Consider the following 26,446-nt stretch of genomic DNA (forward strand, 5'->3'; position numbering starts at 1 on the left):
AGGCCCTTTTTTTTGCTCTGAGGTTGTGAAATGACGCCCATAAAAAATCCAATATCGCACCGCAAACCCACCTCTCCTGTAACGGCCTGGCTGAAACCTTTAATCGGCCCAGGCAGACGGATCACATTCGCCTAGGTATAGTGCCGCCCCTCTTCGCGTCTGCGGCCGTCGGTAACGAGGCCCGGGTACAACGCGAAACCGCATGAATAACAACACCCGCAAAAGGATTGGGGTCGAACGTCGTGCACTGCCTGGTGCCATACGATGTGTCGGACCGTCCTGCGTTTGCCATTAGAAAAATCAGCGAGGAACACTCCATGCTCGAAGTCATCAACGACTTCCTCTCAGGGAAAGTACTGATCGTGCTCATTGTCGGGCTCGGCGGTTATTTCACGATTCGCTCGCGTTTCGTGCAGTTGCGTCACTTTTTCCACATGTTCTCGGTGTTTCGCGACAGCCTCAAGAGCAGCTCCGGCCAACTCAGTTCATTCCAGGCGCTGATGCTCAGCCTGGCGGGCCGCGTCGGTGCCGGTAATATCGCCGGCGTCGGCATTGCCGTGACCCTGGGCGGCCCCGGTGCCGTGTTCTGGATGTGGGTCACCGCGCTGGTGGGCATGTCTTCGAGCTTCATCGAGTGCTCCCTGGGCCAGTTGTACAAGCGCACCGACGCCGAAGGCACCTACCGTGGCGGGCCGGCTTATTACATCCAGCACGGCCTGCACAAACGCTGGCTGGGAATGGTGATGGCGTTCCTGTTGCTGGTGACCTTCGGTTTCGCCTTCAACGGCCTGCAAGCCCATGCCGTGACCCACTCGCTGAATAACGCCTTCGGCCTCGACACCACCTATACCGGCCTCGCGCTGGCGGTGCTGCTGGGCCTGGTGTTCATCGGCGGGATCAAGCGTATCGCCTCGATCGCCGACCTGCTGGTACCGGTCAAGACCCTGGTCTACATCGCCGTGACCCTGTACGTGATCGTGCTGCAATTCGACCACGTGCCGGCCATGCTCGCGACGATCGTCAAGAGCGCGTTCGGCCTCGACCAGGCCTTCGGTGGACTGGTGGGCAGCGCGATCATCATGGGCGTCAAACGCGGCGTGTTTGCCAACGAAGCCGGCCTGGGCAGCGCGCCTAACGTGGCAGCCGTGGCGTCGGTGGAACACCCGATCGCCCAGGGTGTGGTGCAAGCGTTCAGCGTGTTCCTCGACACCTTTGTGATCTGTACCTGCACCGCCTTGTTGATCCTGCTCTCCGGCTTCTACACCCCAGGTTTTGAAGGCGACGGCATTGCCCTGACCCAGAACTCCCTGGCGGCAGTGGTGGGTGACTGGGGCCGCATGTTCATCTCGGTGGCCCTGGCGTTGTTCGTGTTCACGTCGATCATGTACAACTACTACCTGGGCGAGAGCAACCTGCGCTTTTTGGTCGGCAACAACCGCAAGGTGCTGATGGGCTACCGCGCACTGGTGCTGGTGCTGATTTTCTGGGGTTCCATCGAGAACCTGGGCACCGTGTTCGCCTTCGCCGACATCACCATGACCATGCTGGCGTTCGTCAACCTGTTCGCCCTGGCGTTCCTGTTCAAGATCGCCATGCGCATCCTGAATGACTACGACAACCAGCGCGCTGCGGGCATCAAGACTCCGGTATTCGACTCCAGCCAGTTCCCCGACCTGGACCTGGACCGCAAGGCCTGGCCGGCGAATCCGGTAAAACCGCAAGCGTCCCCGGCGGCTGAATTGAACGCTCAAGTGCAACGCTGAGCGTAGACAGATGACACGCCGCCTGGCCTTGGGCATGCTCTGGGCCCGGCGGCGTTTTTCGTTCAGGAGATTTTCAAATGCAACCAGCCAATAACGTCATGGTGCTCTACACCGGTGGCACCATCGGCATGCAGGCCAGCGCCAATGGACTGGCACCCGCTTCCGGATTCGAAGCCCGCATGCGTGACCAGTTCGCCAACCTGCAAGCGCCCGCCTGGCGTTTCCGGGAAATGTCCCCGCTGATCGACAGCGCCAACATGACGCCCGCCTACTGGCAGCGCTTGCGCACCGCCGTGGTTGAAGCGGTGGACACTGGTTGCGACGCCGTGCTGATCCTGCACGGTACCGACACCCTGGCCTACAGCGCGGCAGCCATGAGTTTCCAACTGCTGGGCCTGCCGGCACCGGTGGTGTTTACCGGCTCGATGCTGCCGGCCGGTGTGCCCGACAGCGATGCCTGGGAAAACGTCAGTGGCGCCTTGGCCGCGCTGGGCGAAGGTCTGGCACCGGGCGTGCACCTGTACTTTCACGGCGCGCTGATGGCGCCGACCCGTTGCGCGAAAATCCGCAGCTTTGGGCGCCATCCCTTCGCCGCGCTGCAGCGCAACGGCGGCGCGGCCAAGGCCGAGGCGCTTCCCGCCGCCCTGGATTACCGCCAGCCCAAGGCCCTGGCCAACGTCGGCGTGTTGCCGCTGGTGCCGGGCATCGCCGCCGCACAGCTGGATGCACTGATCGACAGCGGCATTCAAGCGCTGATCCTGGAATGCTTCGGCAGCGGCACCGGGCCGAGCGACAATCCGGCGTTTCTCGCCAGCCTACAGCGTGCGCAGGACCTGGGCATCGTGGTAGTCGCCATCACTCAATGCCATGAAGGCGGCGTGGAACTGGATGTGTATGAAGCCGGCAGACGCCTGCGCGGCGTGGGCGTGTTGTCGGGCGGCGGCATGACCCGCGAAGCGGCCTTCGGCAAGCTCAACGCCTTGCTGGGCGCCGGGCTGGCCACGGCCGATATCCGCCGCCTGGTCGAACTGGACCTGTGTGGGGAGCTGCGCTGAGCCAGCGTCGGCCGCTACATAATCACCCCCTGCCCTGACTGGCCGGTACCTAGCATGGAACACCCGAGTGGAGACCTCGGGTCGCTTCCATCAACCGGCCAGACAGGGATGCCCCATGACTACGCACAGCCGAACTTTTGAGCAGCCATCCGTCAAGCCTGCGGACCTGACACTGGACCTGCTCACCCAACTCACTGCACGGCCCTCATTCAGAGAAGTGGCCTCAGTGTTGTTGCGCCAGACCTTACAAGAGCAGTACCCGGCACTCGACATCAATCCCGACCTCAGCCTGGTCGGCAGCCCATCCTGGGAAATCGTCGAGGACAAGATCGTCCCCGGGCTGACGTTCTATCAAACCCTCAGCGACATCCTGGCCAGACAGTCCGTAGTCGGCGGGACGACAACGTACATTGAAGGCGAACACTTCCTCACCCAGCAACCGCTGACCGACCCGCCGATGCTGCTGCCCGTGCGTATTGTCGACATCGCCCACACCCTCAACACCCTGGCACCGGTGATGCCGGCCGCGTTCCAGGAACAGCAGGTGGAATTCTGGAACCACAGCACCGACGACGGCCCGCGCTGGCATGGGTTTTCCAACTCATTGCGGGCAGCGTGGAATGTTCAGCGGGTGGACGGCTGGGATGACGACGACTGCGCCATGGCTCGCCTGTTGTTTCACGCCCCGACGCGCAGCGGGCGGCTCAATGACCCTTACAACCTGCGAGCGTGCCTGATCGACATCGATCAGGTCGACGACGAAAAAGTCACGCATTTGAACGAATGCTCGACAGCCGTACTGATCGGTCGACGGGACGAACGCGAGATTATCCTCACCTACTCCCTGCTCAAGGGGTATGAAAAATTCGCCTCGCTGGAGCAACTTGGCCAGAGCCTGCCGGACCGGCTGAGCCCGTCGGCCACGCGAAAAAAAATCCAGTGGCGGCTGTTCGAACCGACCGACGACTTTTTCGACCACCAGGCCTGCAGCCTGATCGCCTTGCAGATCGAGGCCATCGGCACCCAGGATTTTTCCATCGACGATGAACCCGAGACGGCACCGGCGCTGGTTACCCCCGAGCAGATCGCCAAAAACGGGCCGCCCCTGGATTGGTACCGGCAAGTGCTCCCGGACTGGCTGCGGCAAGCCTCTCTCTCTGACCTGGGTTTCTATTCGCGGCATTTGAAAGACCTGGCCGCCCTGCAAAGCATGAACCTGGGCAAGTCCTACCAGGACGATATCCCGCCCATCGAGCAATATGCGCTTGAGTCGCTGAAGGCCGAAATGCTCAAGGAGCATCCAGAGGCGCTGCACCTGCCGCTGGACAAGCTCAGCATCCGGGTTCAAAGCCTGGTCGTGTGGGGCACCTTCACCGTGCCGGGACAGACGGACACCACCACCTTCAGCCTCAGCGAACTGGCCTTGCAGAACTTGATCGCGGTGCCGCTGGGCAACAAGACGCTGCTCCAAAGCAATGAGCGGCCGTTGCCGCAATGGATGACCGTCGATTATGTGGAAAGCCTTGTCAGCAAGGCCGATATCGGCAAGCAGTACCCGGCACTGATCAACCGCAAGCTGCTGGAGATCAAGAGCGAAGCCTCACGGCGAAAGCGTCTCTACGCCCACCACCTGCGCATCCAACTGCCGCTGCTGGCCCTGCAATGCAAGATTCGTCGCGAACACGGAATTGATGAACAAGGCTACCGCTACGTCGCCGCCGCGATGCAGGCTGACGTCGAGGACCGCAAGGTCGACGGGCAAGACATTGTTATCCGGCCCTTGGCCTTCGTGCCCCAGCGCCGCAGCGATGGCTCGCCGGACGAGGTGGAAAACATGTACGTGATCGGCGCGAAGGGTTCTTCCGTCGGCCCCTGCCTGCTGTATCGGCCGCAGTTTGACCCGGCCCTGATCCAATACCCTTCCCACGCCAACCTGATGTATGCCATCGCCCAGTCCCCCGACCTGCGCAAGTCAGTGCTGGCGTGGCTGCCTGATGACATGCGCAACCATTACGCCAATTATGTGTTCCCCGGGGCACTGCCCTCGCCGTGGGCCGTCGCGGACTTTCTGGTGGACACCTCGACGCAATGGACCATGAGCGGGCCGATAAGCCTGGGTGAACGCACGCTCGACGGCGATCTGTTTGCCAGCCTCTATGAGGCCAATGCCCAAGCCCTGATCAAGCTCGCCGATCACCAGTCGGTGTCGAATGCGGAAAACCGCTGGGAGACGCTCAAGCATGCCGGCTGGACGCTGCTCAATGCCGCACTGCCGTTTGCCAGCCCGACCGTGGCAACCGGCGCCTGGATCTGGCAGGTCGTCGAGCAAGTGCAACAGTTCGTGATTGCCTGGGAGGACGACGCAAAACCCGCGCAATGGGCGGCGTTCACCGATGTGCTGCTCAACCTCGCGACCGCGATTACCCTGCACATCAGCACGCGCCTGCGGCCCGTGGGCCGTCGCCGGGAGCCCGAGCCCACGCTCATCAAGCCAGCGCCGCTGCCCACTGTGGAAACCCTCCAACTGGAAACGATTGCCACCCATGAGTTGCCACCCGGCCATGCGCGATGGCTGCACACCAGCGGCGCGGTCAATCGGGCGCCAGCCACACTCGGCCGTGTGCTGGACAGCTTCAAGGTGAGCAAGCCGCACGAGCCGAGCACTGTCGAAACGAACCAGGGGCCGCACCAACACCTGACCCGGCACGACCAGAAGTACTACGCCCAGGTCGGCGAGCGCTGGTTTGAAGTCGCCGTGGACGAGAACGATACCGTCATGATCATCGACCCGCAGCAGCCCGAGCGAACAGGCCCGACGCTGTTTCACAGCGCGGCGGGCCAGTGGGTTATCGACACCCGCTTGCGCCTGCGCGGCGGTGGCCCCAAACAGATGCTCAAGCTGGCGAAAGCCGAAGCGACCCTGCAAGCCGCCGACGTGCGTGCCAAGCTGGTGGCCTTTGAAAACGCGAAAAAAAACGCACAAAGCGAGCTGCAGCAAACCCACCAGGCCATGACCGAGGCCCCCGGAACCTCGGCCGCCGCCAAGCGCGAACTCTACCTGGAGAAGCTCGGCACCCAGAGTGCCGACTATGAAACGGCGCTGCAGCAACTCAAGACCCTGAACGTATTCACCTCGGTGCCCGACTATCAACAAAAGGCCCTGGGCTACGTACGCGCGCAACTGGAACTCAACGAAGCCGGAATCCGCGAAGCGCAAACCCTTTTTACCCCCAAGCTCAAGACCACCCTGGACCAGATCGAACGCCAGAGCCGCGAATCCGGGCAGCGCGAGGTGGCGGGCGCGCAACAAATGACCGAGCTGAGCGAGGACATGATCGCGCGCCTGGACTACACGCAAACGCGCTTCACCCAATTGCGCGCCCTGGCCCAGGACGGAATGCGCCTGATCCAGGACGCCAGAAAGCGGCTGCCGGCCTACACCAGCACTGATCTCAAGGCGCTGCAGGTGACCCTGGCGCGCAACCTGTGCCTGGAAAAAACCAGCACCGCCACTGAACCCGATGCCTGGAAGGCCATGGACGAGATCGTCGATAGCGCGGACCTCTCGGTCCAGGCGTTGCGCGACACCCTGCACGAGCGCAGCGAATCACGCCTGGATGAACGTATCGACTCGCTGGGCAGCCTGATCGAGCAATTCAAGGTCATCGATGAACGCCTGGACGATTTCCCTCAGGAGTTTCCCGCCGTGGTCCTGTCGGACCCGCTGCAAGGCCTGCGTCTGAAGTTGCGCGAATTTTCCCAGGAGGCCCTGCAGCATTTAAGCCTGTTGCACGCCGAGCGTGACGTCTTCCGAAACCGGCCGACGCCACCGCAGACACCGCCAAGGCCGCTGAAAAAATTCATCCACACCCGTTACAACGGCGTACTGATCGGTGAACCTCGGCTGACGCCCATCGGTCTTGAAACCGACATGGTGGATATCCGGTCACCGCTGACCCAGCAGGTCATCGCAACCTTCCATGAGAAAAGCCCGAACATGTGGGTGCAACGTGTCACCACGCCCGAAGGCGAGGATGTGGTGCCCGACCTCCAGGTCAGCCTGGACCACGGCCGGGCACTGCTGGACGGTCTGGCAGCCTTCAAGCAGCGCGCCGTCGAGCAGGCAAAAAAGCAGGATCGCACCGCCGTCGGCATCGAGTACCTGTATCACCGGCATGCTTTGCTGCTGGAAGAAACCAACCGGCACATCGAGAAGGCGCTGGCTCGCGACAACACCACAGACACCCACTCACATTCGGCAGCCAGCCTCGGCAAACAACTCAACGACGCGGCGCAGGCGCTTTATAAACTCGCCTCCGATCACATGATGCGCATGATCAAGCAACATGCCCCGACCCCCGCCGGGGTTGAGTGGCTCAAGGACCGCAACGCGATCATCATCAAGAAGGTCATCAAGCGGCGTCGGCTCAAGAGCACTGTGCCGGATTACCTGGATGAATACACCATCAGCGAACGCTACAGCCATGAGGTGCTGTGGTATGCGCACTTTCATTACTCGGCGGCCTGGACGCCGGCCAAGTCCTTTATTTCCGCGCGCTTGAAAACGCCCCAGGAGTACCGCAAGGGGTCGCTGGCCGATTCCATGCAAGGGCTCAACGAGCAACAGCAAATTGCTTATTTCCGTAGCGAGATCAACCTGGACGCGGCCAAGCGCTTATTTTTCGACCACTGACCGGCACACTCCTTGCTGCTTCCTGCCAAAACCCGGCAGGACCCGCGCCTGGAGCAAGATCAAGTCCGGGACCTGATAAGCGTCGGCCAGGGACTGCGCGCCCTGGCTGTTTTATCTATCTACCGTCCCCTGGGCATCTTTGGACACTACCTTGCGACTCTCTCGTTCGACTGCTCGCAAGGAGCTGCAGATGCCCAATGACTCATCCCGAAACGACGACCCCGTCGCCCGCAACCTTCCTCCCAGCACCTACGATCTGCTGACACAACTGACCACCGGCCCTTCGATGCGCGAGGTCGCCTCAATCCTGTTGCGTACGGCGCTGCGCGAAGAGTTTCCGACGCTGGATATCGAGCCTGACCTGGCCATGGTGATTACGCCGCGCTGGAGCATCATTGACGATGTTCTCCAACCGGCGGAGCCGTATGTCGACTCGCTGACCACGGTCCTCGCTCGGCAAGCGTTGGCGCCCGCGCCGGTGATCTACATCGACGGCGAGCATTTCCTCACCCAACACCCCCACGCAGTACCCGCAGTCCACCTGCCGGTGAAAATCGACGCCATTGCGCGGTTGCTCAACGAGCTGTCGGCGCTGATTTTCGTCGCCTTTCAGGAGCAGCAACTGGACCACTGGAACGCGTCCAATGGCACCGCCGGCCCGCGCTGGCAGATACTTTCCCAGTCCCTGCGCAAGGTGTGGAACCTCAACAAGCTGGAAGGCTGGGATGAACACGACTGCGCCATGGCTCGAACGCTGTTCCGATTGCCGGATCCGACTGGCCGTCAAGAAGGCGATCCGTACCCGATCAATGTCTACCTGATCGACATGGACGTACGCCAAAACAACAAGACCGTGCATGCGGGCCTGGCGGACATAGCGGTACTGATCGGCGTCCATGAGCAGAAGCAGCGGATCCTGACGTACTCGCTGGTCGAGGGTTACGAGAAGTTCGACTCGATGCAGCAACTGGGCGACGTCCTGCCGGGCAGATTGAACCCGTACCATCCCGAGCTGGACGTGCAATGGCGGCTGTATCAACCCCCTGGGAATTTCTTCGATAGCCAGGCCTTCGCCATGATCGCCCTGCAACTAGCGGTCATCGGCGCCTTTGGCTTGCGCAGCCACAAATCTTTCACCAGTAAAGGCATCAGCGACCAGGCCGTGATCAGCGTCGTACCGGTGATCGACGACCTGAGCGATCACTCGCTGTCGAACATCCGCCAGATTCATCACCAACTGCCCGAATGGTTGGCGGACGCCTCGGACCTCGACATCTCCGCCTACGGCCGGGGCATCATTGATCTGGCCCAGTTGCACACGCACAACCAAGGCTTGCAGTTCGATGACGGGATCGCGTCGATCCGCGACTACGCCCGGGCGCAACTGCGCAGTAAAATCCAGGCCCATCCCAATGGCGCCGGCCTGAACCTGGACAAGGTTGAAGTCAGCATCGAGAGCCCGGTGCTCTGGGGTACGTTTGTGGTGCCGGGAAGCAGTGACATCACGCGCCACAGCCTGATCGACCTGGCCCTGGCAAACCTCACCGGTTTGCCGACGGGTACAGCGAGCGTGCGCTACAACGGTGGCGACGCCCCGGACTGGCTGACCTACGACTACTTGAAGCAACTGATCGAAGCCATCGATATCGGCAAGCACTATCCGGCACTGATCAAGAGCACCCTGCTCACGGACCCGTTCGAGTCCAAGGCCCGCCAACTGCTCTACGTTTCAAACCTGCGAGTGCAATTACCGCTGCAAGCCCTGCAGTGGAAGATCAAGGGTGAGAATGGGCTCAACTCTCTCGGCTATCGCTATGTCGCAGCCGTTGTCCAGGCCCAGCAGCACGACCGCCAGGTAGAGGGGCAGGAGATCGTTATCCGCCGCCTGGCTTTTATCCCGGCGCTGCGGCCCGGTCATGAGCAGGATGTGGTCGCCAATATGTTCGTGATCGGCCCTCGCGATCACACCCAGGGCCCCTGCGTACTTTATCGCCCGCTGCTCGAGCCGGTGCTGTTCCAATACCCCACCCGGCAAAACCTGCTGTATGCCATCAAGCACAGTCACCTGCTGCGCGAGTCGGTCCTGGCCTGGCTGCCGGAAAGTTCGCGCTTCAACTACGAGCAATACGTGTTCCCCGACAAACTGCCTTCGCCGTGGACCGTGGCGCGGGTGCTGGTGGAGCCCGAAGTGGTCCTGCAAATGAGCGGGCCTATCGGCCTGAGCGATGAAGTGCTGACCGGTGACGTCTTGGGGACGCTGTTCGAGGCCAACGCCAATGCCATGATTGATCTGGCCAAGCAGCAATCGGTATCCAACACCCAGAAGCGCTGGGCAAGCTATCGACAGGCCGCCTGGCAGATTTTCGGCGCGGCCCTGCCCTTCCTCGGGCGCACAGCCGGGATCGCGGCCTGGATCTGGCAAATCATGGATGACCTGCAAGAAACCACCGAGCAAGAGCCTGGACCTGACGGGACAACCTCATGGACGGCGCAGATCGACCTGCTCCTCAATCTGGGCATGGCGCTGGTGATGCACGTCACCCTGCGCCACTCATCACCGAAAAACAGCGCCGAAGGTTTTGCGCTCGAGCCCGAACCGAAGCTGGTCGAAGAGCCAGAAAAGGCAGCGCCTGTGCCCAGGAAACCCATCGTGACCAAGCAACCGGACCTGTCCGAAGCCGAGCTACCCGCTGAACATCAGGGTCCATTGCACATCCAAGGGGCGCTGAGCCGCACACCTTCAAGCCTGGCGGCGACGCTGGATCGCTTCAAAATCTCTAAACCGGAAGGGTTGGGCGAATCGAACAAGGAGCCTGGCCCGCACCTGCATCTTCATGGCCTGGCCGGCAAATGGTACGCGCAGGTCGGTGAACGCTGGTTCGAGGTCACCGTCGACGACAACGACAACGTGGTGGTCGTCGATCCCCGCCAGCCTTCGCAAACCGGCCCGGCATTGATGGGCAACCTGGCCGGCAAATGGTTTGTCGACACACGCCTGCGCCTGCGCGGCGCCGGCTTCAGGAATCGCCGCAGGGCGGCCAGGGGCAAGGCACCTTCGCGCATCAAGGAATTGCGTGAAAGCCTCACTGCGTTCGATGCCGATGAAAGACGCGGGCAGGCGGAAGTCGCCGCCGTATTTGACGCCATCGTTCGCGAGCCCGGGCCGTCCAGGGATACGACGCACCAGGCATTCATCGAGAAGGTCGACGCTCGCCTGGAACAGTACGAGACACCCATCCGCCAGTTGCGCGCACTGAACATCATCGACTCGGTGCCCAATTACCAGAGCAGCATGACCGACTACCTGAACAAGCAATTGCTGCTGACCCGATCCGCCGTGGCTGAAAGCCTCCCCGAGTTTCGGGAAAAACTGCTCTGGACCCTCGAGCACATCGAGACCCTGTCCACCCTTGAACCCAAGAAGCAGGCCGAAGCTGCCCAGGTCATGGCGAATTTGAACAAGGCAATGATCAGCCGCCTGGAATACGCCGAGTCGCGCTACCGTGAACTGGAAGGACTTGGCATGGAAGGCGCGAAGGTCGCACAGACCACCATGCGCGCGTTGCCCGGCATGCGGCTGCACGATCTCAAGGCGCTGCAAGTCACCCTGACGCGTTACCTGTGTATCCGCGAAGGCGACGGCGAGGCGTTTATCGATGCCCGCACCCAGATCGGCGAAATTGTCGAGATTGCCGACCTCAACATTCAAAACTGGGTTGAAACCCTGATCGAAGCCAACGTCAGCGGCCTGGATGAGCGCATCGAGGTGCTCAACAGCGTGGCCGACCAATTCGCCATCGTCGACCAACGCCTGCTGGACCTGCACGCCGAACACCCGGAGCAGGTAAACCGGGAAACCCTGGAGGACCTTCGCAAGGAAATCGACGGTTTCAATCAGCAGGCGGTGGTGGAGCTTGCGCGGCTGCTGCGCGAGAAAAAGACCCTGGAACCCAAGCCGGGTACGTCAAAGCCGCCGCCTACGCCCAAGCGCAAAGTCATCAAGACCCGCTTCAATGGCGTGGTGGTGGGCGAACCTCGCGCGACGCAAAGCCACCTGGTGGACGTCAAGGCGCCAATGACGGGCAGGCTCATCGCCACGTTCCATGAGAAAATACCGGGGGTCTGGGTCGAACGGGAAAGCCCGTCCCCAAGCCGTGCAGAGCCACACACCGTTGACCTGAATGCGGGCATGAACGCCGGGCAAGGTTTGCTGGACGAAGAGCAGGCCGTCACCCAGCGTATCCTTGCGCACTCCAGAAAAGCCGGGTGCATCCCGGTGGAAATCGAAGAGATGCTGCACCAGTACGCCGCACGCCTGGAGCGCTCGGTGAGCAGCATCGAGGAAGGACTGACGCGGCTCAACCTCACCGAAAGCGATCGTCCTTCCGCCGCCACCCTCAACAAAAACCTCAACGACGCTGCGCAGCGGCTCTACAAACTGGGCTCCGACACCCGCATCAGCATGACCAAAGAACAACCGCCCACCGCAGCGCGGGTGGAATGGCTGCACGAACAGGGATTGGTGAAGATTGAAAAGGTCGTTACCCGCAAGCGTCTCAAGGGCCCCGGCAAGAACTATCTGGACGAATACGAAGTGCGCGATCACCAGAGCCGTGCCGCGTTGTGGTATGCGCACTTTCACTACGATTCCGTGCAAGCCGCGACCGAAAATTTCTTTGCCGGTCATCTGAAAACCCGCGAGCAGCGCAAACTTGGCGGAGCCATGGAGCGCGCAGGCCTGAGCGACCGGGACCAGATTGCGGTGTACCGCAGTGAAATCAGCCCGCAGCTGGCGCGCTCGTTGTTCTTCCACAGCTGAGTGGGTCAGCCGCTGAGCCAGGCTTTGCCCAGACGCAACAGGGCCTGGGTAATGGCTGCCTCAGGCACGGCGGCAAACCCCAGCACCAGGCCGGCGCGTTGATCCGGTGCCGGGCTTGAATCGGGCAGCCAATAGCTACTCAGGCCATTGATTTCTACGCCCACGCCGCGGGCTTGTGCCAGCAACTGCTGCTCACGGGCCAGGCTGTCTACCCGAACCGTAAGGTGCAGGCCCGCTGCAACAGCGGGCAGGTTGTCCACACCGGGCAGCCCGCTGGGCCAGCCGGCCAGCAAGGCATTGCGCCGACTCAGGGCGGCGCGACGCATGCGGCGGATATGGCGCTGGAAATGCCCGGCAGCCATGAATTCGGCCATCACCGCCTGAGTGCTGACTTCCGAGTGGCGCATGTCGACGGCGCGGCGCCGGGAGAACGCATCCACCAGACCCGGCGGCAATACCAGATAGCCCAGACGCAGGGCCGGGAACGCCACTTTGCCGAAGGTACCGACGTAGAGCACGCGCCCGCTGCGGTCCAACGCGGCCAGGGGCGCCAGCGGCGCACCGCTGTAGCGGTATTCGCCATCGTAGTCGTCTTCGATGATCCAGCCACCGGTGCGCTCGGCCCAGGCCAGCAGTTCCAGGCGCCGCGCCAGGCTCATCACCACGCCCAGCGGGTATTGATGGGAGGGTGTGACATAGGCCAGGCGGCAGTCTTTCAGGCCATTGAGGGCCTGGCAGTCGATACCTTCGCTGTCCACCGGCACACCCCGCAGGTTCGCACCAGCCAAGGCGAATGCGTGGCCGGCTGCACGATAGCCTGGGTTTTCCACCGCGACCCCGTCGCCGGGCTCCACCAGCAACTGTGCACAAAGGCTGATTGCCTGCTGTGCACCACTGGTGATCACTATTTGTTCAGCGGTGCACTGCATGCCTCGCGAGCTGCGCAGGTAAGCCGCGATCAGCCCACGCAGGCGTGCGTCGCCTGCGGGGTCGCCGTAGCACAACTGTTCCAGGTCCGGCTTGCGCCAGAAAGCCCCGTTCAGCTTGGCCCAGACCTCAAAAGGGAACAGATCGAAGGCGGGCACCCCCACGCGAAACGCCTTGGGCGGCCCGGTCGGCGGTTGGGCTAAATGGTTGTGTTGCAGACGGTCCAGGGCCGGACTGTGGATAACTTCGGCATGCAGATCCACCGGCAAATTCGTGCATTTTGTGGATAAGGCTGGGGATAAGCCTGTTGGTAAGCCTGTGGATAGTTTTGTGGATAAATTTTTAGGGGTAGGCAGTTGGGCGACATAAGTGCCATCTCCCACCCGGCCTTCGATAAACCCCTCGGCGTACAACTGATCGTAGGCGCGCACCACGCTGTTGCGGGAAATCGACAGGGCCGCAGCCAGATCACGGCTGGCGGGCAAACGCGTGCCGCTGACCAGGCGCCCGTCCAGCACGCGCAGGCGCAGGGCCTCATAGAGTTGGCGCGTGAGGCCCTGGCGCCGGTCCAGCTCGATACCGGCCGGGTTAAATGACAGAGGCGGCGAGAGTGGTGACATATTGGACCTACGAAATTGACCTTGGATGGCTCTTACAACGGACCATTAGCCTGCCTAGGATGCAGGCATTCGCCAAGGAAAATATTCATGTACACACCACGCGCCTTTGTCCTCGAAGACCTGCCCGAATTACACCAACTGATCCAGCACACACGCCTGGCGCAGTTGGTGACCTTTGGCGAGCAAGGCCTGCAGGCCAGCCATTTGCCACTGCTGCTGAATCCCGATGAAGGCCCCAATGGCACGTTGTACGGGCACCTGGCCAGGGCCAATCCGCAGTGGAAAGACCTGCAAAACGGCAGCGAAGCCCTGGTGATCTTTGCCGGCGCCGATGCTTACGTCAGCCCGGCGTTTTACCCGGCCAAGGCCGAGCACGGCAAAGTGGTGCCCACCTGGAATTACCTGGCAGTGCACGCCTACGGCAAGGCCGATGTGTTCACCGACGCCGAACGCCTGCTTGGCCTGGTCAGCGCGCTCACTGATCGCCATGAAAGCGCTCGCGACAAGCCCTGGAAAGTCAGCGACGCCCCGGCCGACTACATTGATGGCATGCTCAAGGCCATCGTCGGCTTCGCGCTGCCCATTGATCGCCTGATCGGCAAACGCAAGCTCAGCCAGAACCGCAGCCCGGCCGACATCGCCGGGGTGCGCAACGGCCTGGCCGCCAGTGTCGACGTACGCGACCAGACCCTCGCCCGCTTTATGCCCCAAGGAGTTCCAGAATGAGCCCGCTCGAGATTCGCCAGGTCAGCGCCGCCGACCACACCGCCTGGTTGCCGCTGTGGCAGGCGTATTTGACGTTCTACAACACCCAATTGCCGGACGCGGTCAGCCAGAGCACCTGGCAACGCCTGATCGATGCCGACGAGCCGACCCATTCGGCCCTGGCCTGGCAGGGTGGCAAGGCGGTGGGCATGGTCAACTTCATCTACCATCGCTCCAACTGGAGTATCGAGAACTCCTGCTACCTGCAAGACCTGCTGGTGGACTCGGCCCAACGCGGCACCGGCGTCGGTCGCAAACTGATCGAGTTCGTCTATGCCACGGCCAAGGCAGATGGCTGCGGCAAAGTGCATTGGCTGACCCACGAGACCAACGCCACGGCGATCCAGCTCTATGAGCGCATCGCTGAACGCCCAGGTTTAATTCAATTTCGCAAAGCCCTTTAAGGAGCGCAGCATGCCCACCTCCCTCGCTGACTGGAAAGGCGTTCCGGCGCCCACGGCTCAACTGCTCGAAGGACGTTTTATCCGCCTGGTCAAACTCGACCCCGCGCGCCACGCCGATCAGCTCTGGCAAGCCCTCGAAGGCCCCGGCGCCGACCCCAAGTTGTGGGACTACCTGCCTTACGGCCCGTTTGCCGAGCGCGCCGCGTTCGATGTGTGGTTGAACAACCACGCGGCCAGCACCGACCCGTATTTCTTCAGTGTGGTCGACCGCGCCAACGATGAGGTGCAGGGCATCCTGAGTTTGATGTCCATCGTCCCGGCCCAGGGCCGTATCGAAATCGGCCATGTCACCTTCGGCGCCCCGATGCAGCGCTCGCCGAAAAGCACCGAGGCGGTGTATCTGCTGGCCAAGTATGCGTTCGAGCAGGGCTACCGCCGCCTGGAATGGAAATGCAACAACGGCAACGCCCGCTCCCGATACGCAGCCGAGCGCCTGGGTTTCAGTTTCGAAGGGGTGTTCCGCCAGCACATGGTGGTCAAGGGCCAGAACCGCGATACGGCATGGTTTTCGATGCTGGATTCGGAATGGCCGGCGATTGACGCGGGGTTCGAACAGTGGCTCTCGGAGGCTAACCAGACCAGCGCCGGGCAGCTGAAAACATTGGCCGAGTGCAGAAATTGAAACGAGGGGTTCGCCCCAATGCCCCTGTAGGAGCGAGCTTGCTCGCGAAAAACGCCCAGGCAACACGCTCATACTGGATAAACGTGAAGCCCCTAGTTCTTCGCGAGCGCTCCTACACAAAGCCTTAACCGATTGGGGTCAGGTGCTTGGCCAGCACCGCAATATGCTCCGGCCCGATGCCGCAGCAGCCGCCCAGATGGCTGGCCCCGCGCGCCTGCCAATCGGCCGCCCAGTGCAGATAGCCGGGCGGGTCAAGGTCATCGCGCAGCGGGTCGAGGCCATCGTTGGCCGTGGCCTCCTTGGGTTGCGGCGGGAACGCGTTGGCGTAAGCGCCGATCTGGATCGCCACGCCAAGGCGCTCGAAGGTCTGGCGGGCAGCGTCAATCGCCGCGCCGATCACTTCCGGCTGGCTGCAGTTGAACAGCAGCACCTCCACGCCCAGCTGCGCTGCCGCTTCGGCGGCATCCGCCACCGGTTCGCCTGAGCGCAGGCGTGGCACCTCGTCCGTGTCTTCGTCCTTCAAGGTAAACGACAGCCAGAGCGGTTTACCGTCTTTCGGCAGCCCGGCCTGGATCGCCCGCGCCTCGGCGATGGAGCTCTGGGTTTCCGCCAGCCACAGGTCGACGTGGGGCGCCAGGCCGTTCACCAGAGGCGTCAGCAGCTCGCTCACCCGCCCAGGCTCGAACAAATCCGGCCGATAAGAACCGAACAGCGGCGGCAATGAACCCGCCACCCGCACCGCCTGGCCTGAAGCCTGCACCGCACGGCGGGCCAATTCACCAGCGAGGGCCGCCAGCGCCTGGCCTTCGGCGGCGAACCGCGCCTCACCAATATGAAAGGGCACAACGGCGTAGCTGTTGCTGGTGATCACGTTGGCGCCGCTCTGGATATACGCCGCGTGCACCGCCTCAACCGCCTGAGGCGCTTCACTCAACGCCAGCGCCGACCACTCAGGCTGCCTGAACGGCGCGCCACGGCGTTGCAGCTCACGGCCCATACCGCCATCGAGAATTACTGTAGGTTGTGCGCCCATATAGCTTTTACTCATATGCTTATGAAAATAACTCACTATGAGAGTCGTTCTTATAACTATTTAATACGCACCAGTCGGCTCATCACAACTCTTTTTTCTTCAGGTGTCTGCTTTGAAACTTAAACCGCTATTGGCCCTGGGCCTGACCATGCTCGCTGCCTCCACTCAGGCCTTCGGCGGTACCACCCTGGATCGGATCGAGCAAAAGAAAGAACTGGTGGGCGTGCTGATGGAGAGCTATCCGCCGTTTTCGTTTCTCAATGAGCAGAACCAACTCGACGGCTTCGACGTCGACGTGGCCAAGGCCGTGGCACAAAAACTGGGCGTGAATCTTCGCCTGGAAACCCCGTCCTGGGACGTGATCGCCGCCGGCCGCTGGAGCGGGCGCTACGACATCTGCATCTGCTCCATGACCCCGAGCAAGGCGCGCGCCGAAGTGTTCGATTTCCCGGTGGAGTACTACGCCTCGCCTGCGGTGATCGTGGTCAATGCCAAGGATGACCGCATCCACGGCGCCAAGGACCTGAGCGGCAAGAAAGTCGGCCTGACCAGCGCATCGAGCTACGAGAGCTATCTGAACAAGAATCTGGTGATCGAAGGCGCCGAAGACACGCAACTGCAGTATCCGTTCGAGGACGTGCAGATCGCGCCGTACGACACCGACAACGTGGCCTTCCAGGACCTCGGCCTGGGCGCCGGCGTGCGCCTGGACGCAATCCTCACCAACCTGGTGACCGCCCAACCACGCTTGACCGCCGACAAGCGCTTCAAGCTGGCCGGCGAGCCGCTCTACTCGGAGCCCAACTCGGTCGCCATCGAAAAAGGCGACCCGCAGTGGGACAGCAAAGTGCGTGAGGTCTTCGCGCAGCTCAAGCAGGACGGCACCTTGAGCAAGCTGTCGCAAAAATGGATCGGCGCCGACATCAGCCAATGACCGCATTCCCGACCCCGCCCCAACCCCCGGTAACCACGTCGCGGCTGCGGCGGCTGTTCGGCTTTCGCACGCGGCTGTTCCTGACCTGGGCCGCACTGCTTTGCCTGTTTGCCAGCTTCTTCCTGAGCTTTGACCTGAAGTTCTCGATCATCCTCGACAAGCTGCCCAACCTGGTTGGCGTGCACCTGGCGCCCAACGGCTTCCTGCAAGGCGCGGCGCTGACGCTGTTTCTGTGCCTGTGTTCGATCGTGGCTTCGTCGGTGCTGGGTTTCGTCACTGCGCTGGGACGCGTGTCGAAAAGCGCCCTGGCCTTCGGCATTGCCACGTTCTATGCCTCGTTTTTTCGCGGTACGCCGCTGCTGATCCAGATCCTGCTGATCTACCTCGGCCTGCCGCAACTGGGCCTGGTTCCGGGCGCGATCGTCGCCGGGATCATCGCGCTGTCGCTGAACTACGGCGCCTACCTGAGCGAAATCTTCCGCGCCGGTATCCTCGGCGTGCCCCACGGCCAACGGGAAGCGGCACTGGCCCTGGGCATGCGCGACAGCGCGATCTTCTGGCACGTCACCCTGCCCCAGGCCATGCGCACCATCGTCCCGCCGGCCACCAACCAGTTCATCTCGATGCTCAAGGACTCGTCGCTGATCTCGGTGATGGGCGTGTGGGAAGTGATGTTCCTCGCACAATCCTATGGGCGCTCAAGCTATCGCTATATCGAGATGCTCACCACGGCGGCAATCATCTATTGGGTGATGTCTCTCGGACTGGAGCTGATCCAGGCGCGTATGGAGCGGCACTATGGCAAGGGCTATGCGGGCCGTAGGTGAAGGTTAGTAGAGCGGGCGTCGAACTCGGATCACGCCCATCTGCAAACCAAAAGGCCGCAGTACCGCGTCCAGCGTCTTCAGCGTCTGGTTACCCTCACCCTGTTCGATATGCACCAGCGTGCGCACAGAAATTTTGCACATGCGCGCAAACTGACTCTGGTGCAATCCCGTCACCTCGACACGCAAACGTCGCACCGCGTTCCCCAGTTCGAGCGAACCCTCGGCCAAGCCTTCTTCGATAGCCGCAATCAGTTGCGCCCTTTGCTCCGTGGAGAGACTCATCTCAAACCCCACTTAATCAGGTGCTGATCCAAGCTGCGCAGGGCAATACGGGGATGGCTCCACGTAGTCTCAGGCAGTCCGCTGTCCAGCAGAAGATCCGGCAGCGCCCGCAGACGCTCGGCATCCTGGCGTAGACGTTCGAAGGCGCTATCGGCATCGACTAAAGTCGCCAAGGCACCGCAGGCGCCACGCCAATCTACATCGCCAGCAATTTCCAGCCGGCCGGGCCATTTAGTGGTGCGGGTTATGCCCTCATCATCCATGACCATGGGCGCCAGGTCATAAACCGGCGCCATGCGCAGACTTCCCGGACCTCGGATAATGGAGGTGTTGCGCCCATGGTTATCTGAATTACCCAGGATTTTGTTCAGCAGATCGCGACGCAAATAGTCCGCCACCAGATCAGCTACTTGCGCCTCCTGGCCCGCCGCCTTCCACAAACTCACCAGCATCTGAAGCACGCTTACATGATCCATCCGACTGCCGGGAACAGTGATGCCAGCAGCCGCGTAAAGCGATTCGACCGCGAAACGCTCGACACGTTGACCACAGACCGCGCGATCAAAGCGGTGCATCCACAGGCTGGGCCTGCTCGACTGCTCCAACGCTAAGCCCTCGCTGGCAACCGTCTCGATACCCAAGGAATGCAAGGCCTTGTAGTAGTGATATTCGCTCCTGAGAATATCCTGGTCTCTTTGCGATGCCTGATTGCGAGCGAACTTGATGAACCAATGCTGGCTCACTTGGGCATCATCCAGCGCGGCATCTGGATACAACAGCCCCTCCCGACTTTCGGTCAACAGTAGCTTCGGGGCCTCGCCACCCGCGCCTGTGGCACCACCAATAGCCGCCCCTTGTTCATAGGCGTACTCCAGAAATCGATTGTCGCGCGCCACTACATCCTGGCGTGAAAATCCGATTTTTGGACGATTCAGACAACCTCTCACTGATTCTTTGATGCGCATATGCCCAATCGGGGCTGGCGTATTAAATGCCAGCAGAAACAAGTCAGCGCTCATACCCTCGGGCTTTACCGTGTCCATATGGCTCAGTAGAAAGCGCTTGGCTGCACCTGCTGGCGCAATGTCATACACAAATCCGGGCGCTTGCTTGAAAGTATTTTGATTCCAGCTGGGCGGTACCCCGACGCTGACGGCAGGGGCAAAGACGGTAGGGATATGATCAAGATGCTCGACTAAGTAAGGCGAGGCATAGCCGAACCGGCATGGCCCCATAAAACCGCTGGATGGCTCAAGAAAATCCAGATCCATAGTCCTGCCATCGGTCGTTGGCGAAGACCTGTACCGTGAGCTTTAATGTCGATTCAATTTGCAATTTAATGCACCTGCCTACTTAGATTCCTCGTCATATATGCAATATAGTGCATAAAATTGCCAGTCAATGCGTGAAATACGCATTTAAATACATATCAGCACAGTCAATCGCAACCCTAGTGCTTAAATCGCAACGGACTAAAGACAACTCCCGCAAATCCGCAGCCCCCGGCCTGACATTTATCCCCCCGGCACCCCGCTAAATTCCCAGCCTCATACATTAAGAGGTGGGTTTACATGCCGCTCATACACAAACAACTCGCGCTGGCCATCACCCTGGCGTTCGCAGCGATCAGCACTCAACAGGCGCAGGCACGCGGCGACATCGAGCCAGACAGTGAATGGCTTGAGCCGACTCCGGTGAACGGTGGAAAACAATATTTCGAACCGGCCCTCCCGGCGCCTGAAGACTTCTACTTCGCCAACACGGCTACCAGCCGCAACGGCTTGAGCGTCGCCCATGTGCTGGACTCCGCAGTGGACACACTGCTGGCGTCGGACGAACTGCACGAATGGGAAAAAGACCAACTTGAGCAATTGGCAGGCAGCCAGAACGCCAACTTGGGCACCGCCACCCAAAACAGCATGAAACAATTGAACGACAGCCTGTTGTCGGCAATACGTCTGCCGGACAACCACGCCAGCGAGACGGGACGCGTGTGGTTCCAAGGCTTGGGCAATAGCGGCAGCCTCGATGCCCAGCACGGCAGTGCCGGTCTGAAACAACGCAGCCAAGGCCTGCTGCTGGGGGCTGACTGGTCAATCGACCACGCATGGCGGGTGGGCGTGGTGGGCGGCAAGTCCGGCAGTGAACTGAACGCCACGCGTTTCAAGGGTGATCTGGACAGCTGGCACCTGGGCGCTTACGCCGTGCGTCAAGACGGACCACTGGCGTTGCGTCTGGGCGCGCTTTACAGCAGCCATACCGGAAAAAACAAACGTACGGTCGATTTCGACCTCATTGACCTTCGCCAGAACCTCACCGGCAAGTACAACGCCCAGAGCCAAAACGTATTCGCAGAGGCGGGCTATCAACTGGATATCGGCGGCTTGCACGCCGAGCCCTTTGCCAGCGCCGGTTTTCAACGTTATCAGCGCGACCGCTTCCAGGAAAAAGGCGGCTATAGCGCTTTGGACGTGGGTGCACAAACCCAGCAAAACTTCAGTAGCACCTTCGGTCTTCGCTTGAGCCACGACGTTGCAATGGGCAACCAGATGACCCTCAAACCGCACCTGAGCACCCAATGGAAACACCTGTATGGCGACGTTAACAGTCGCGTTCGCCAGTCATTTGCCTGGAATAAACGAGAGGACTTCAACAGCGAGTTCACCATCGGCGGCACTGCTCTGGACCGCAACAGCCTGGCGCTGCGTACCGGCATGGACATGGCACTGTCGGCTGAACACACCGTGGGCCTGGCCTACACCGCCGCGTTCGGCAGCACGAGTCGCAACCAGGGATTGATGGGGCAGTGGGCGATGGCGTTCTAAGGCGCCAATGCCTGATCAGCAGGCAAAAAAAAGGGGGCACATGCCCCCCCGAGGTTTAAGCGGTAGTGTCGAAGGCTAGGTATCAGCCTTCGATTTCAATCAAGATTTCGCCAGGGTTCACGCGGTCGCCCTTGGCCACATGCACGGCAGTGACTTTACCGGCGATGGAGGCCTGCACTTCGGTTTCCATCTTCATCGCCTCGGTGATCAGCACCGCCTGGCCGGCCTTGACCACGTCGCCTTCCTTGACCAGCACGTCGACGATATTGCCTGGCATCGCGGTGCTGACATGGCCTGGCTCGGTGGCATGCTTGCGCTTGCTGCCGCCGCTGCTGACGAACTCGTTGAGCGGTTCGAACACCACTTCTTCGGGCATGCCGTCGATGGACAGGTAGAAGTGGCGCTTGCCTTCGGCTTTGACGCCGACACCGGTGATGTCCACACGGTAGCTTTCACCGTGTACATCGATGACGAACTCGGTCGGCACGCCTTCGCCACCGGCACGGGCCACGCCGCCGGCTTCAGGGATCGGCAGCAGGACTTCCGGCGCCAGGGTGCCAGCGTCGCGCTCTTCGAGGAACTTGCGACCGATGTCGGGGAACATGGCGTAGGTCAGCACGTCTTCTTCGGACTTGGCCAACGCGCCGATTTCACCGCGCAGCTTGGTCATTTCCGGCTTGAGCAAATCGGCCGGGCGTACATCGATCACCTCCTCGCTGCCGATGGCCTGGCGGCGCAGCTTCTCGTTTACAGTGCCCGGCGCCTTGCCGTAGCCGCCTTGCAGGTAGAGCTTCACTTCGTTGGTGATGGTCTTGTAACGCTCGCCGGCCAGCACGTTGAAGAACGCCTGGGTGCCGACGATCTGCGAGGTTGGGGTGACCAGCGGCGGGAAGCCAAGGTCTTCACGCACGCGGGGGATTTCGGCGAGCACTTCGCTCATGCGGTTCAGCGCGCCCTGCTCTTTCAACTGGTTGGCCAGGTTGGAAATCATCCCACCGGGCACCTGGTTGACTTGCACGCGGGTGTCGACAGCGGTGAACTCGCTTTCGAACTGGTGGTATTTCTTGCGCACGGCATAGAAGTACAGGCCGATTTCCTGCAGCAGTTCCAGGTCCAGGCCGGTGTCGAATTCGCTGCCCTTGAGGGCGGCGACCATCGACTCGGTGCCCGGGTGGCTGGTGCCCCAGGCGAAGCTGGAGATGGCGGTGTCGATGTGGTCGGCGCCGTTTTCGATGGCCTTGAGTTGGCACATCGCGGCCAAACCTGCGGTGTCGTGGGAGTGGATAAAAATCGGCAGGTTCTGCTCGGCTTTCAGCGCCTTGACCAGCTCGCCGGTGGCGTAGGGCGTCAGCAGGCCGGCCATGTCCTTGATCGCGATGGAGTCGCAGCCCATGGATTCGAGCTGCTTGGCCTGGGCCACGAACGCCTCGACGGTGTGCACCGGGCTGGTGGTGTAGGCGATGGTACCCTGGGCGTGCTTGCCGGCGGCTTTGACCGCTTCGATGGCCACGCGCAGGTTACGCACGTCGTTCATGGCATCGAAGATGCGGAACACATCGATGCCATTAACGGCGGCTTTGGCAACGAACGCGCGGACCACGTCGTCGCTGTAGTGGCGGTAGCCCAGCAGGTTCTGGCCGCGCAACAGCATTTGCAGGCGCGTGTTGGGCAATGCGGCGCGCAGTTGGCGCAGGCGCTCCCACGGGTCTTCTTTGAGGAAGCGCACGCAGGCGTCGAACGTTGCGCCGCCCCAGACTTCCAGGGACCAGTAGCCGACTTTGTCGAGCTTGTCGCAGATCGGCAGCATGTCGTCAGTGCGCATGCGGGTCGCCAGCAACGATTGGTGGGCGTCGCGCAGGATGGTGTCGGTTACGAAGATTTTCTTAGACATTGGAATGTTCCTCACAGGCCTGCGTGGGCGGCGATGGCGGCGGCGATGGCCAGGGCCAGCTCTTCGGGTTTGCGCTTGATCGAGTAGTTGGTCAGCTCAGGGTGGCTTTCCACAAAGCTTGTATTAAATTGGCCGCTGCGGAATTCCGGGTTGCGCAGGATTTCCTGGTAGTAGGCGGCGGTGGTCTTCACGCCTTGCAGGCGCATGTCATCCAGGGCACGCAGGCCGCGGTCCATGGCTTCTTCCCAGGTCAACGCCCACACCACCAGTTTCAGGCACATGGAGTCGTAGAACGGCGGGATGGTGTAGCCGGTGTAGATCGCCGTGTCGGTACGCACGCCGGGGCCACCGGGGGCGTAGTAACGGGTGATCTTGCCGAAGCTTGGCAGGAAGTTGTTTTTCGGGTCTTCGGCGTTGATACGGAACTGCAACGCGAAGCCACGGTGCTGGATGTCTTCCTGCTTGACCGACAGCGGCAGGCCCGAGGCGATGCGGATCTGCTCGCGGACGATGTCGATCCCGGTGATTTCTTCGGTGATGGTGTGTTCCACCTGCACCCGAGTGTTCATCTCCATGAAGTACACCTCGCCCTCGGCGAGCAAGAACTCCACGGTGCCGGCGTTCTCGTAGCCCACGGCCTTGGCCGCACGCACCGACAGATCGCCGATATAGGCGCGCTGTTCAGGGGTGAGCTGCGGGCTGGGAGCGATTTCGATGAGTTTCTGGTTGCGACGCTGGATCGAGCAGTCGCGCTCGAACAGGTGCACGACGTTGCCAAAGCTGTCACCGAGGATCTGCGCTTCGATGTGCTTGGGATTGACGATGCATTTTTCCAGGAACACTTCCGCCGAACCGAAGGCCTTGGTGGCCTCGGAAATCACTCGGGGGAAGGCTTGTTCAAGTTCTTCGCGGCTGTTGCAACGACGGATACCGCGCCCGCCACCACCGGAGGTGGCCTTGAGCATCACCGGGTAACCGATACGGTCGCCTTCGGTGAGGGCTTCATGGATATCGGCGACGTTGCCTTCGGTGCCCGGCGTGACCGGCACGCCGGCCTTGATCATGCTGCGGCGCGCTTCGGTCTTGTCGCCCATGCGGCGAATCACTTCCGCCGAGGGGCCGATGAACTTGATGCCGCGTTCGGCGCAGATGTCCGCCAATTCGGCGTTTTCCGACAGAAAGCCGTAGCCGGGGTGCAGCGCATCGCAACCGGTTTCCACGGCCAGGTTCACCAGCTTGCGCGGGTTCAGGTAGCCGGCCAAGGGCTCGGCACCGATGCTGTGGGCTTCGTCGGCACGCTTGACGTGTAACGCGTGGCGGTCGGCGTCCGAATAAACCGCAACCGAGCGAATGCCCATCTCGGCGCAGGCACGCACGATTCGTACGGCAATTTCACCACGGTTGGCGATCAGGATCTTTTTTATCACTTGGAAATTCCCTTGAGCCGATTGCTGCGTTCTTCGACCCGTTGTAGGCGGGTCGACGCGTGACCAAATGTTTCATGACAGTCGCGAGACACACACTATGCGCACTTGAGGATTAACAAAAATCAATAATTGTTGGGCTGTGTATAAGTAAAGACTTATAGTTGGCCGGACGACCGGGGCTTGAGGAGTTACTTAATGCGTAAGTCATTGATGCGTATGACATTGCGTCAATTGCAGATTTTCAATGAAGTGTGTGATCTGCGTTCCTACAGCCGTGCAGCCGAGGAAATGTCCCTCACCCAACCCGCCGTCAGCCTGCAAATTCGCCAGCTCGAAGAGCTGCTTGGCCAGCCGCTGTTCGATTATGTCGGCAAAAAGCTCTACATGACCGAGGCCGCTGAAGCCTTGCAGCGGGCCAGCCGGGATATTTTCGGGCGCCTGGAAAATCTCGATATGCAGCTGTCGGACATGCAGGGTTCCCTGCAGGGCCAGTTGAAGCTGGCGGTGGAGTCCAGCGCCAAGTACTTCGTGCCGCACTTGTTCGCCGCCTTCAAGCGCCAACACCCGGAGGTGCAATTGCACCTGACCGTGGTCAATCGCGCCCAGGTGATTCGCCGGCTTTCGGACAACCGTGACGACCTGGTGATCATGTCCATGGTGCCTCAGGACATGGGCCTGGAATTCCTGCCATTTCTGAATAATCCGATTGTCGCCGTGGCGCTGCCGGATCACCCCTTGAGCCTGCAAGGGCCGCTACGCCTGCAGGATCTGGAACCCTACACCCTGCTCATCCGCGAACCGGGTTCCGGCACGCGGCTGGCCTGCGAAGAGTACTTCAAGGAAAAACGCGTGCACTTCACGCAGACAGTGGAAGTGGCCTCGGCCGAGGCGCAACGCGAGTGCGTAGCTGCAGGGTTGGGCGTGGCCCTGCTGACGCGCCACGCCCTGAACCTGGAGCTGGCCACCGGCGGGCTCAAGGAGCTGCCGGTGGAAGAACTGCCGCTGTACCGCAGTTGGTGCCTGGTGCAAGCCAAAGCCAAGCGGCTGTCACCGGTGGCCCACGCGTTCCTGGGCTTTATCCGCAGCGAACGGGTGCAGATCAGCGCGCTGGCTGAGCGTTTCGCTGGGCAGCCAAGGGTGCCTGCCAATGGAGTTCCGGGTAGTCACTGATGCTCTGCAGCAGTTGGCGCTGGTCGCAGCGGTCTTCGATTGCGCGACGGAACGCCATGCGGCGCTGGTCTTCCTGCTGACGACGGGTCTTGACGGTGCTGTTGCTGTCTTCGTAGGGCCGGGCCATTTGGAGTCTCCCAATGCGAGTACGGGGAGTACAGGATGGTCGCGGAGGATGACGGGGCTATGACAGCCTGATGAAGATTCTGAGCACACAGAAGATGCAAATGTGGGAGGGGGCTTGCCCTAGAGCCCTCTGTAGGAGCGAGCTTGCTCGCGAAAAACTCACAGGCACCGCGTTCATTCAGAAAGCACTCGTTATCGTTGAC

The 26,446-nt window shown here is 61.3% G+C and carries 18 protein-coding genes; 11 read left to right on the top strand and 7 right to left on the bottom strand.

From position 1 onward, the window contains the following. Positions 1 to 317 precede the first annotated feature (317 nt). From C4J84_RS25800 to C4J84_RS25815, 4 genes are all read left to right on the top strand, one after another. Positions 318 to 1,763 carry a sodium:alanine symporter family protein gene (locus C4J84_RS25800; RefSeq protein ID WP_124368862.1) on the top strand — a complete coding sequence of 482 codons (1,446 nt, stop codon included), beginning with the start codon at positions 318 to 320 and terminating at the stop codon, positions 1,761 to 1,763. A 77-nt stretch (positions 1,764 to 1,840) separates the two neighbouring features. Beyond that, positions 1,841 to 2,818, top strand: coding sequence for an asparaginase (locus C4J84_RS25805; RefSeq protein ID WP_124436273.1), 978 nt, complete (start codon positions 1,841 to 1,843; stop codon positions 2,816 to 2,818). A gap of 115 nt (positions 2,819 to 2,933) precedes the next feature. Further along, entirely contained in the window at positions 2,934 to 7,511 is a 4,578-nt protein-coding gene (locus C4J84_RS25810; protein ID WP_256681371.1) for a dermonecrotic toxin domain-containing protein, read from the top strand. 190 nt (positions 7,512 to 7,701) lie between these two features. Continuing rightward, positions 7,702 to 12,330: a dermonecrotic toxin domain-containing protein gene (locus C4J84_RS25815; protein WP_124436274.1), complete on the top strand. Its 4,629-nt coding sequence runs from the start codon at positions 7,702 to 7,704 to the stop codon at positions 12,328 to 12,330. Between the two features lie 5 nt (positions 12,331 to 12,335). Here the strand turns inward: C4J84_RS25815 and C4J84_RS25820 are convergent, their stop codons facing one another. Then, a complete protein-coding gene (locus C4J84_RS25820) occupies positions 12,336 to 13,877 on the bottom strand; it encodes a PLP-dependent aminotransferase family protein (RefSeq protein ID WP_124436275.1) in 1,542 nt (513 codons plus the stop codon). Between the two features lie 87 nt (positions 13,878 to 13,964). On the opposite strand from C4J84_RS25820, the gene C4J84_RS25825 reads away from it, so the two are divergent. From C4J84_RS25825 to C4J84_RS25835, 3 genes are read left to right on the top strand one after another with little or no spacing between them, the layout of a single operon-like run. Continuing rightward, the gene (locus C4J84_RS25825; protein ID WP_124430797.1) at positions 13,965 to 14,603 is read left to right on the top strand and encodes an FMN-binding negative transcriptional regulator; all 639 of its coding nucleotides are present in this window, start codon (positions 13,965 to 13,967) and stop codon (positions 14,601 to 14,603) included. Next, on the top strand, positions 14,600 to 15,046 hold the full coding sequence (locus tag C4J84_RS25830) for an N-acetyltransferase (RefSeq protein ID WP_124372323.1): 447 nt from the start codon (positions 14,600 to 14,602) through the stop codon (positions 15,044 to 15,046). Before C4J84_RS25825 ends, C4J84_RS25830 begins: the two co-directional genes overlap by 4 nt. A gap of 10 nt (positions 15,047 to 15,056) precedes the next feature. Next, positions 15,057 to 15,728 carry a GNAT family N-acetyltransferase gene (locus tag C4J84_RS25835; protein ID WP_124368868.1) on the top strand — a complete coding sequence of 224 codons (672 nt, stop codon included), beginning with the start codon at positions 15,057 to 15,059 and terminating at the stop codon, positions 15,726 to 15,728. Between the two features lie 124 nt (positions 15,729 to 15,852). Here C4J84_RS25835 and C4J84_RS25840 read toward each other — a convergent pair whose 3' ends face one another. Next, positions 15,853 to 16,761 carry a homocysteine S-methyltransferase family protein gene (locus C4J84_RS25840; RefSeq protein WP_124372325.1) on the bottom strand — a complete coding sequence of 303 codons (909 nt, stop codon included), beginning with the start codon at positions 16,759 to 16,761 and terminating at the stop codon, positions 15,853 to 15,855. Between the two features lie 112 nt (positions 16,762 to 16,873). Between C4J84_RS25840 and C4J84_RS25845 the strand changes: the two genes are divergently transcribed. Together C4J84_RS25845 and C4J84_RS25850 are read left to right on the top strand one after the other, a co-directional pair. Then, complete coding sequence (locus C4J84_RS25845; RefSeq protein WP_124436276.1) at positions 16,874 to 17,695, top strand: ABC transporter substrate-binding protein; 822 nt, start codon at positions 16,874 to 16,876, stop codon at positions 17,693 to 17,695. Further along, the gene (locus C4J84_RS25850; RefSeq protein WP_124372326.1) at positions 17,692 to 18,522 is read left to right on the top strand and encodes an amino acid ABC transporter permease; all 831 of its coding nucleotides are present in this window, start codon (positions 17,692 to 17,694) and stop codon (positions 18,520 to 18,522) included. Before C4J84_RS25845 ends, C4J84_RS25850 begins: the two co-directional genes overlap by 4 nt. Before the next feature lie 3 nt (positions 18,523 to 18,525). On the opposite strand, the gene C4J84_RS25855 is transcribed toward C4J84_RS25850, so the two are convergent. Both C4J84_RS25855 and C4J84_RS25860 read right to left on the bottom strand, forming a co-directional pair. Next, positions 18,526 to 18,804, bottom strand: a complete 279-nt coding sequence (locus C4J84_RS25855; RefSeq protein WP_124411119.1) for a helix-turn-helix domain-containing protein — start codon at positions 18,802 to 18,804, stop codon at positions 18,526 to 18,528. Beyond that, positions 18,801 to 20,075, bottom strand: coding sequence for a HipA domain-containing protein (locus C4J84_RS25860; protein WP_124436277.1), 1,275 nt, complete (start codon positions 20,073 to 20,075; stop codon positions 18,801 to 18,803). Before C4J84_RS25860 ends, C4J84_RS25855 begins: the two co-directional genes overlap by 4 nt. 300 nt (positions 20,076 to 20,375) lie before the next feature. Between C4J84_RS25860 and C4J84_RS25865 the strand changes: the two genes are divergently transcribed. Next, entirely contained in the window at positions 20,376 to 21,629 is a 1,254-nt protein-coding gene (locus C4J84_RS25865) for an autotransporter domain-containing protein (protein ID WP_124436278.1), read from the top strand. A gap of 82 nt (positions 21,630 to 21,711) precedes the next feature. Here the strand turns inward: C4J84_RS25865 and oadA are convergent, their stop codons facing one another. Both oadA and C4J84_RS25875 read right to left on the bottom strand, forming a co-directional pair. Beyond that, positions 21,712 to 23,520 carry a sodium-extruding oxaloacetate decarboxylase subunit alpha gene (oadA, locus tag C4J84_RS25870; RefSeq protein WP_124365034.1) on the bottom strand — a complete coding sequence of 603 codons (1,809 nt, stop codon included), beginning with the start codon at positions 23,518 to 23,520 and terminating at the stop codon, positions 21,712 to 21,714. 11 nt (positions 23,521 to 23,531) lie between these two features. Beyond that, the gene (locus C4J84_RS25875; protein WP_003195732.1) at positions 23,532 to 24,947 is read right to left on the bottom strand and encodes an acetyl-CoA carboxylase biotin carboxylase subunit; all 1,416 of its coding nucleotides are present in this window, start codon (positions 24,945 to 24,947) and stop codon (positions 23,532 to 23,534) included. A 195-nt stretch (positions 24,948 to 25,142) separates the two neighbouring features. Between C4J84_RS25875 and C4J84_RS25880 the strand changes: the two genes are divergently transcribed. After that, positions 25,143 to 26,117, top strand: coding sequence for a LysR family transcriptional regulator (locus C4J84_RS25880; protein ID WP_124368875.1), 975 nt, complete (start codon positions 25,143 to 25,145; stop codon positions 26,115 to 26,117). Here the strand turns inward: C4J84_RS25880 and C4J84_RS25885 are convergent. Next, a complete protein-coding gene (locus C4J84_RS25885; RefSeq protein WP_124365036.1) occupies positions 26,047 to 26,244 on the bottom strand; it encodes a PA3496 family putative envelope integrity protein in 198 nt (65 codons plus the stop codon). The genes C4J84_RS25880 and C4J84_RS25885 overlap by 71 nt on opposite strands. Positions 26,245 to 26,446: the final 202 nt, after the last annotated feature.

The organism is Pseudomonas sp. R11-23-07 (assembly GCF_003852295.1).
GTDB lineage: Bacteria > Pseudomonadota > Gammaproteobacteria > Pseudomonadales > Pseudomonadaceae > Aquipseudomonas.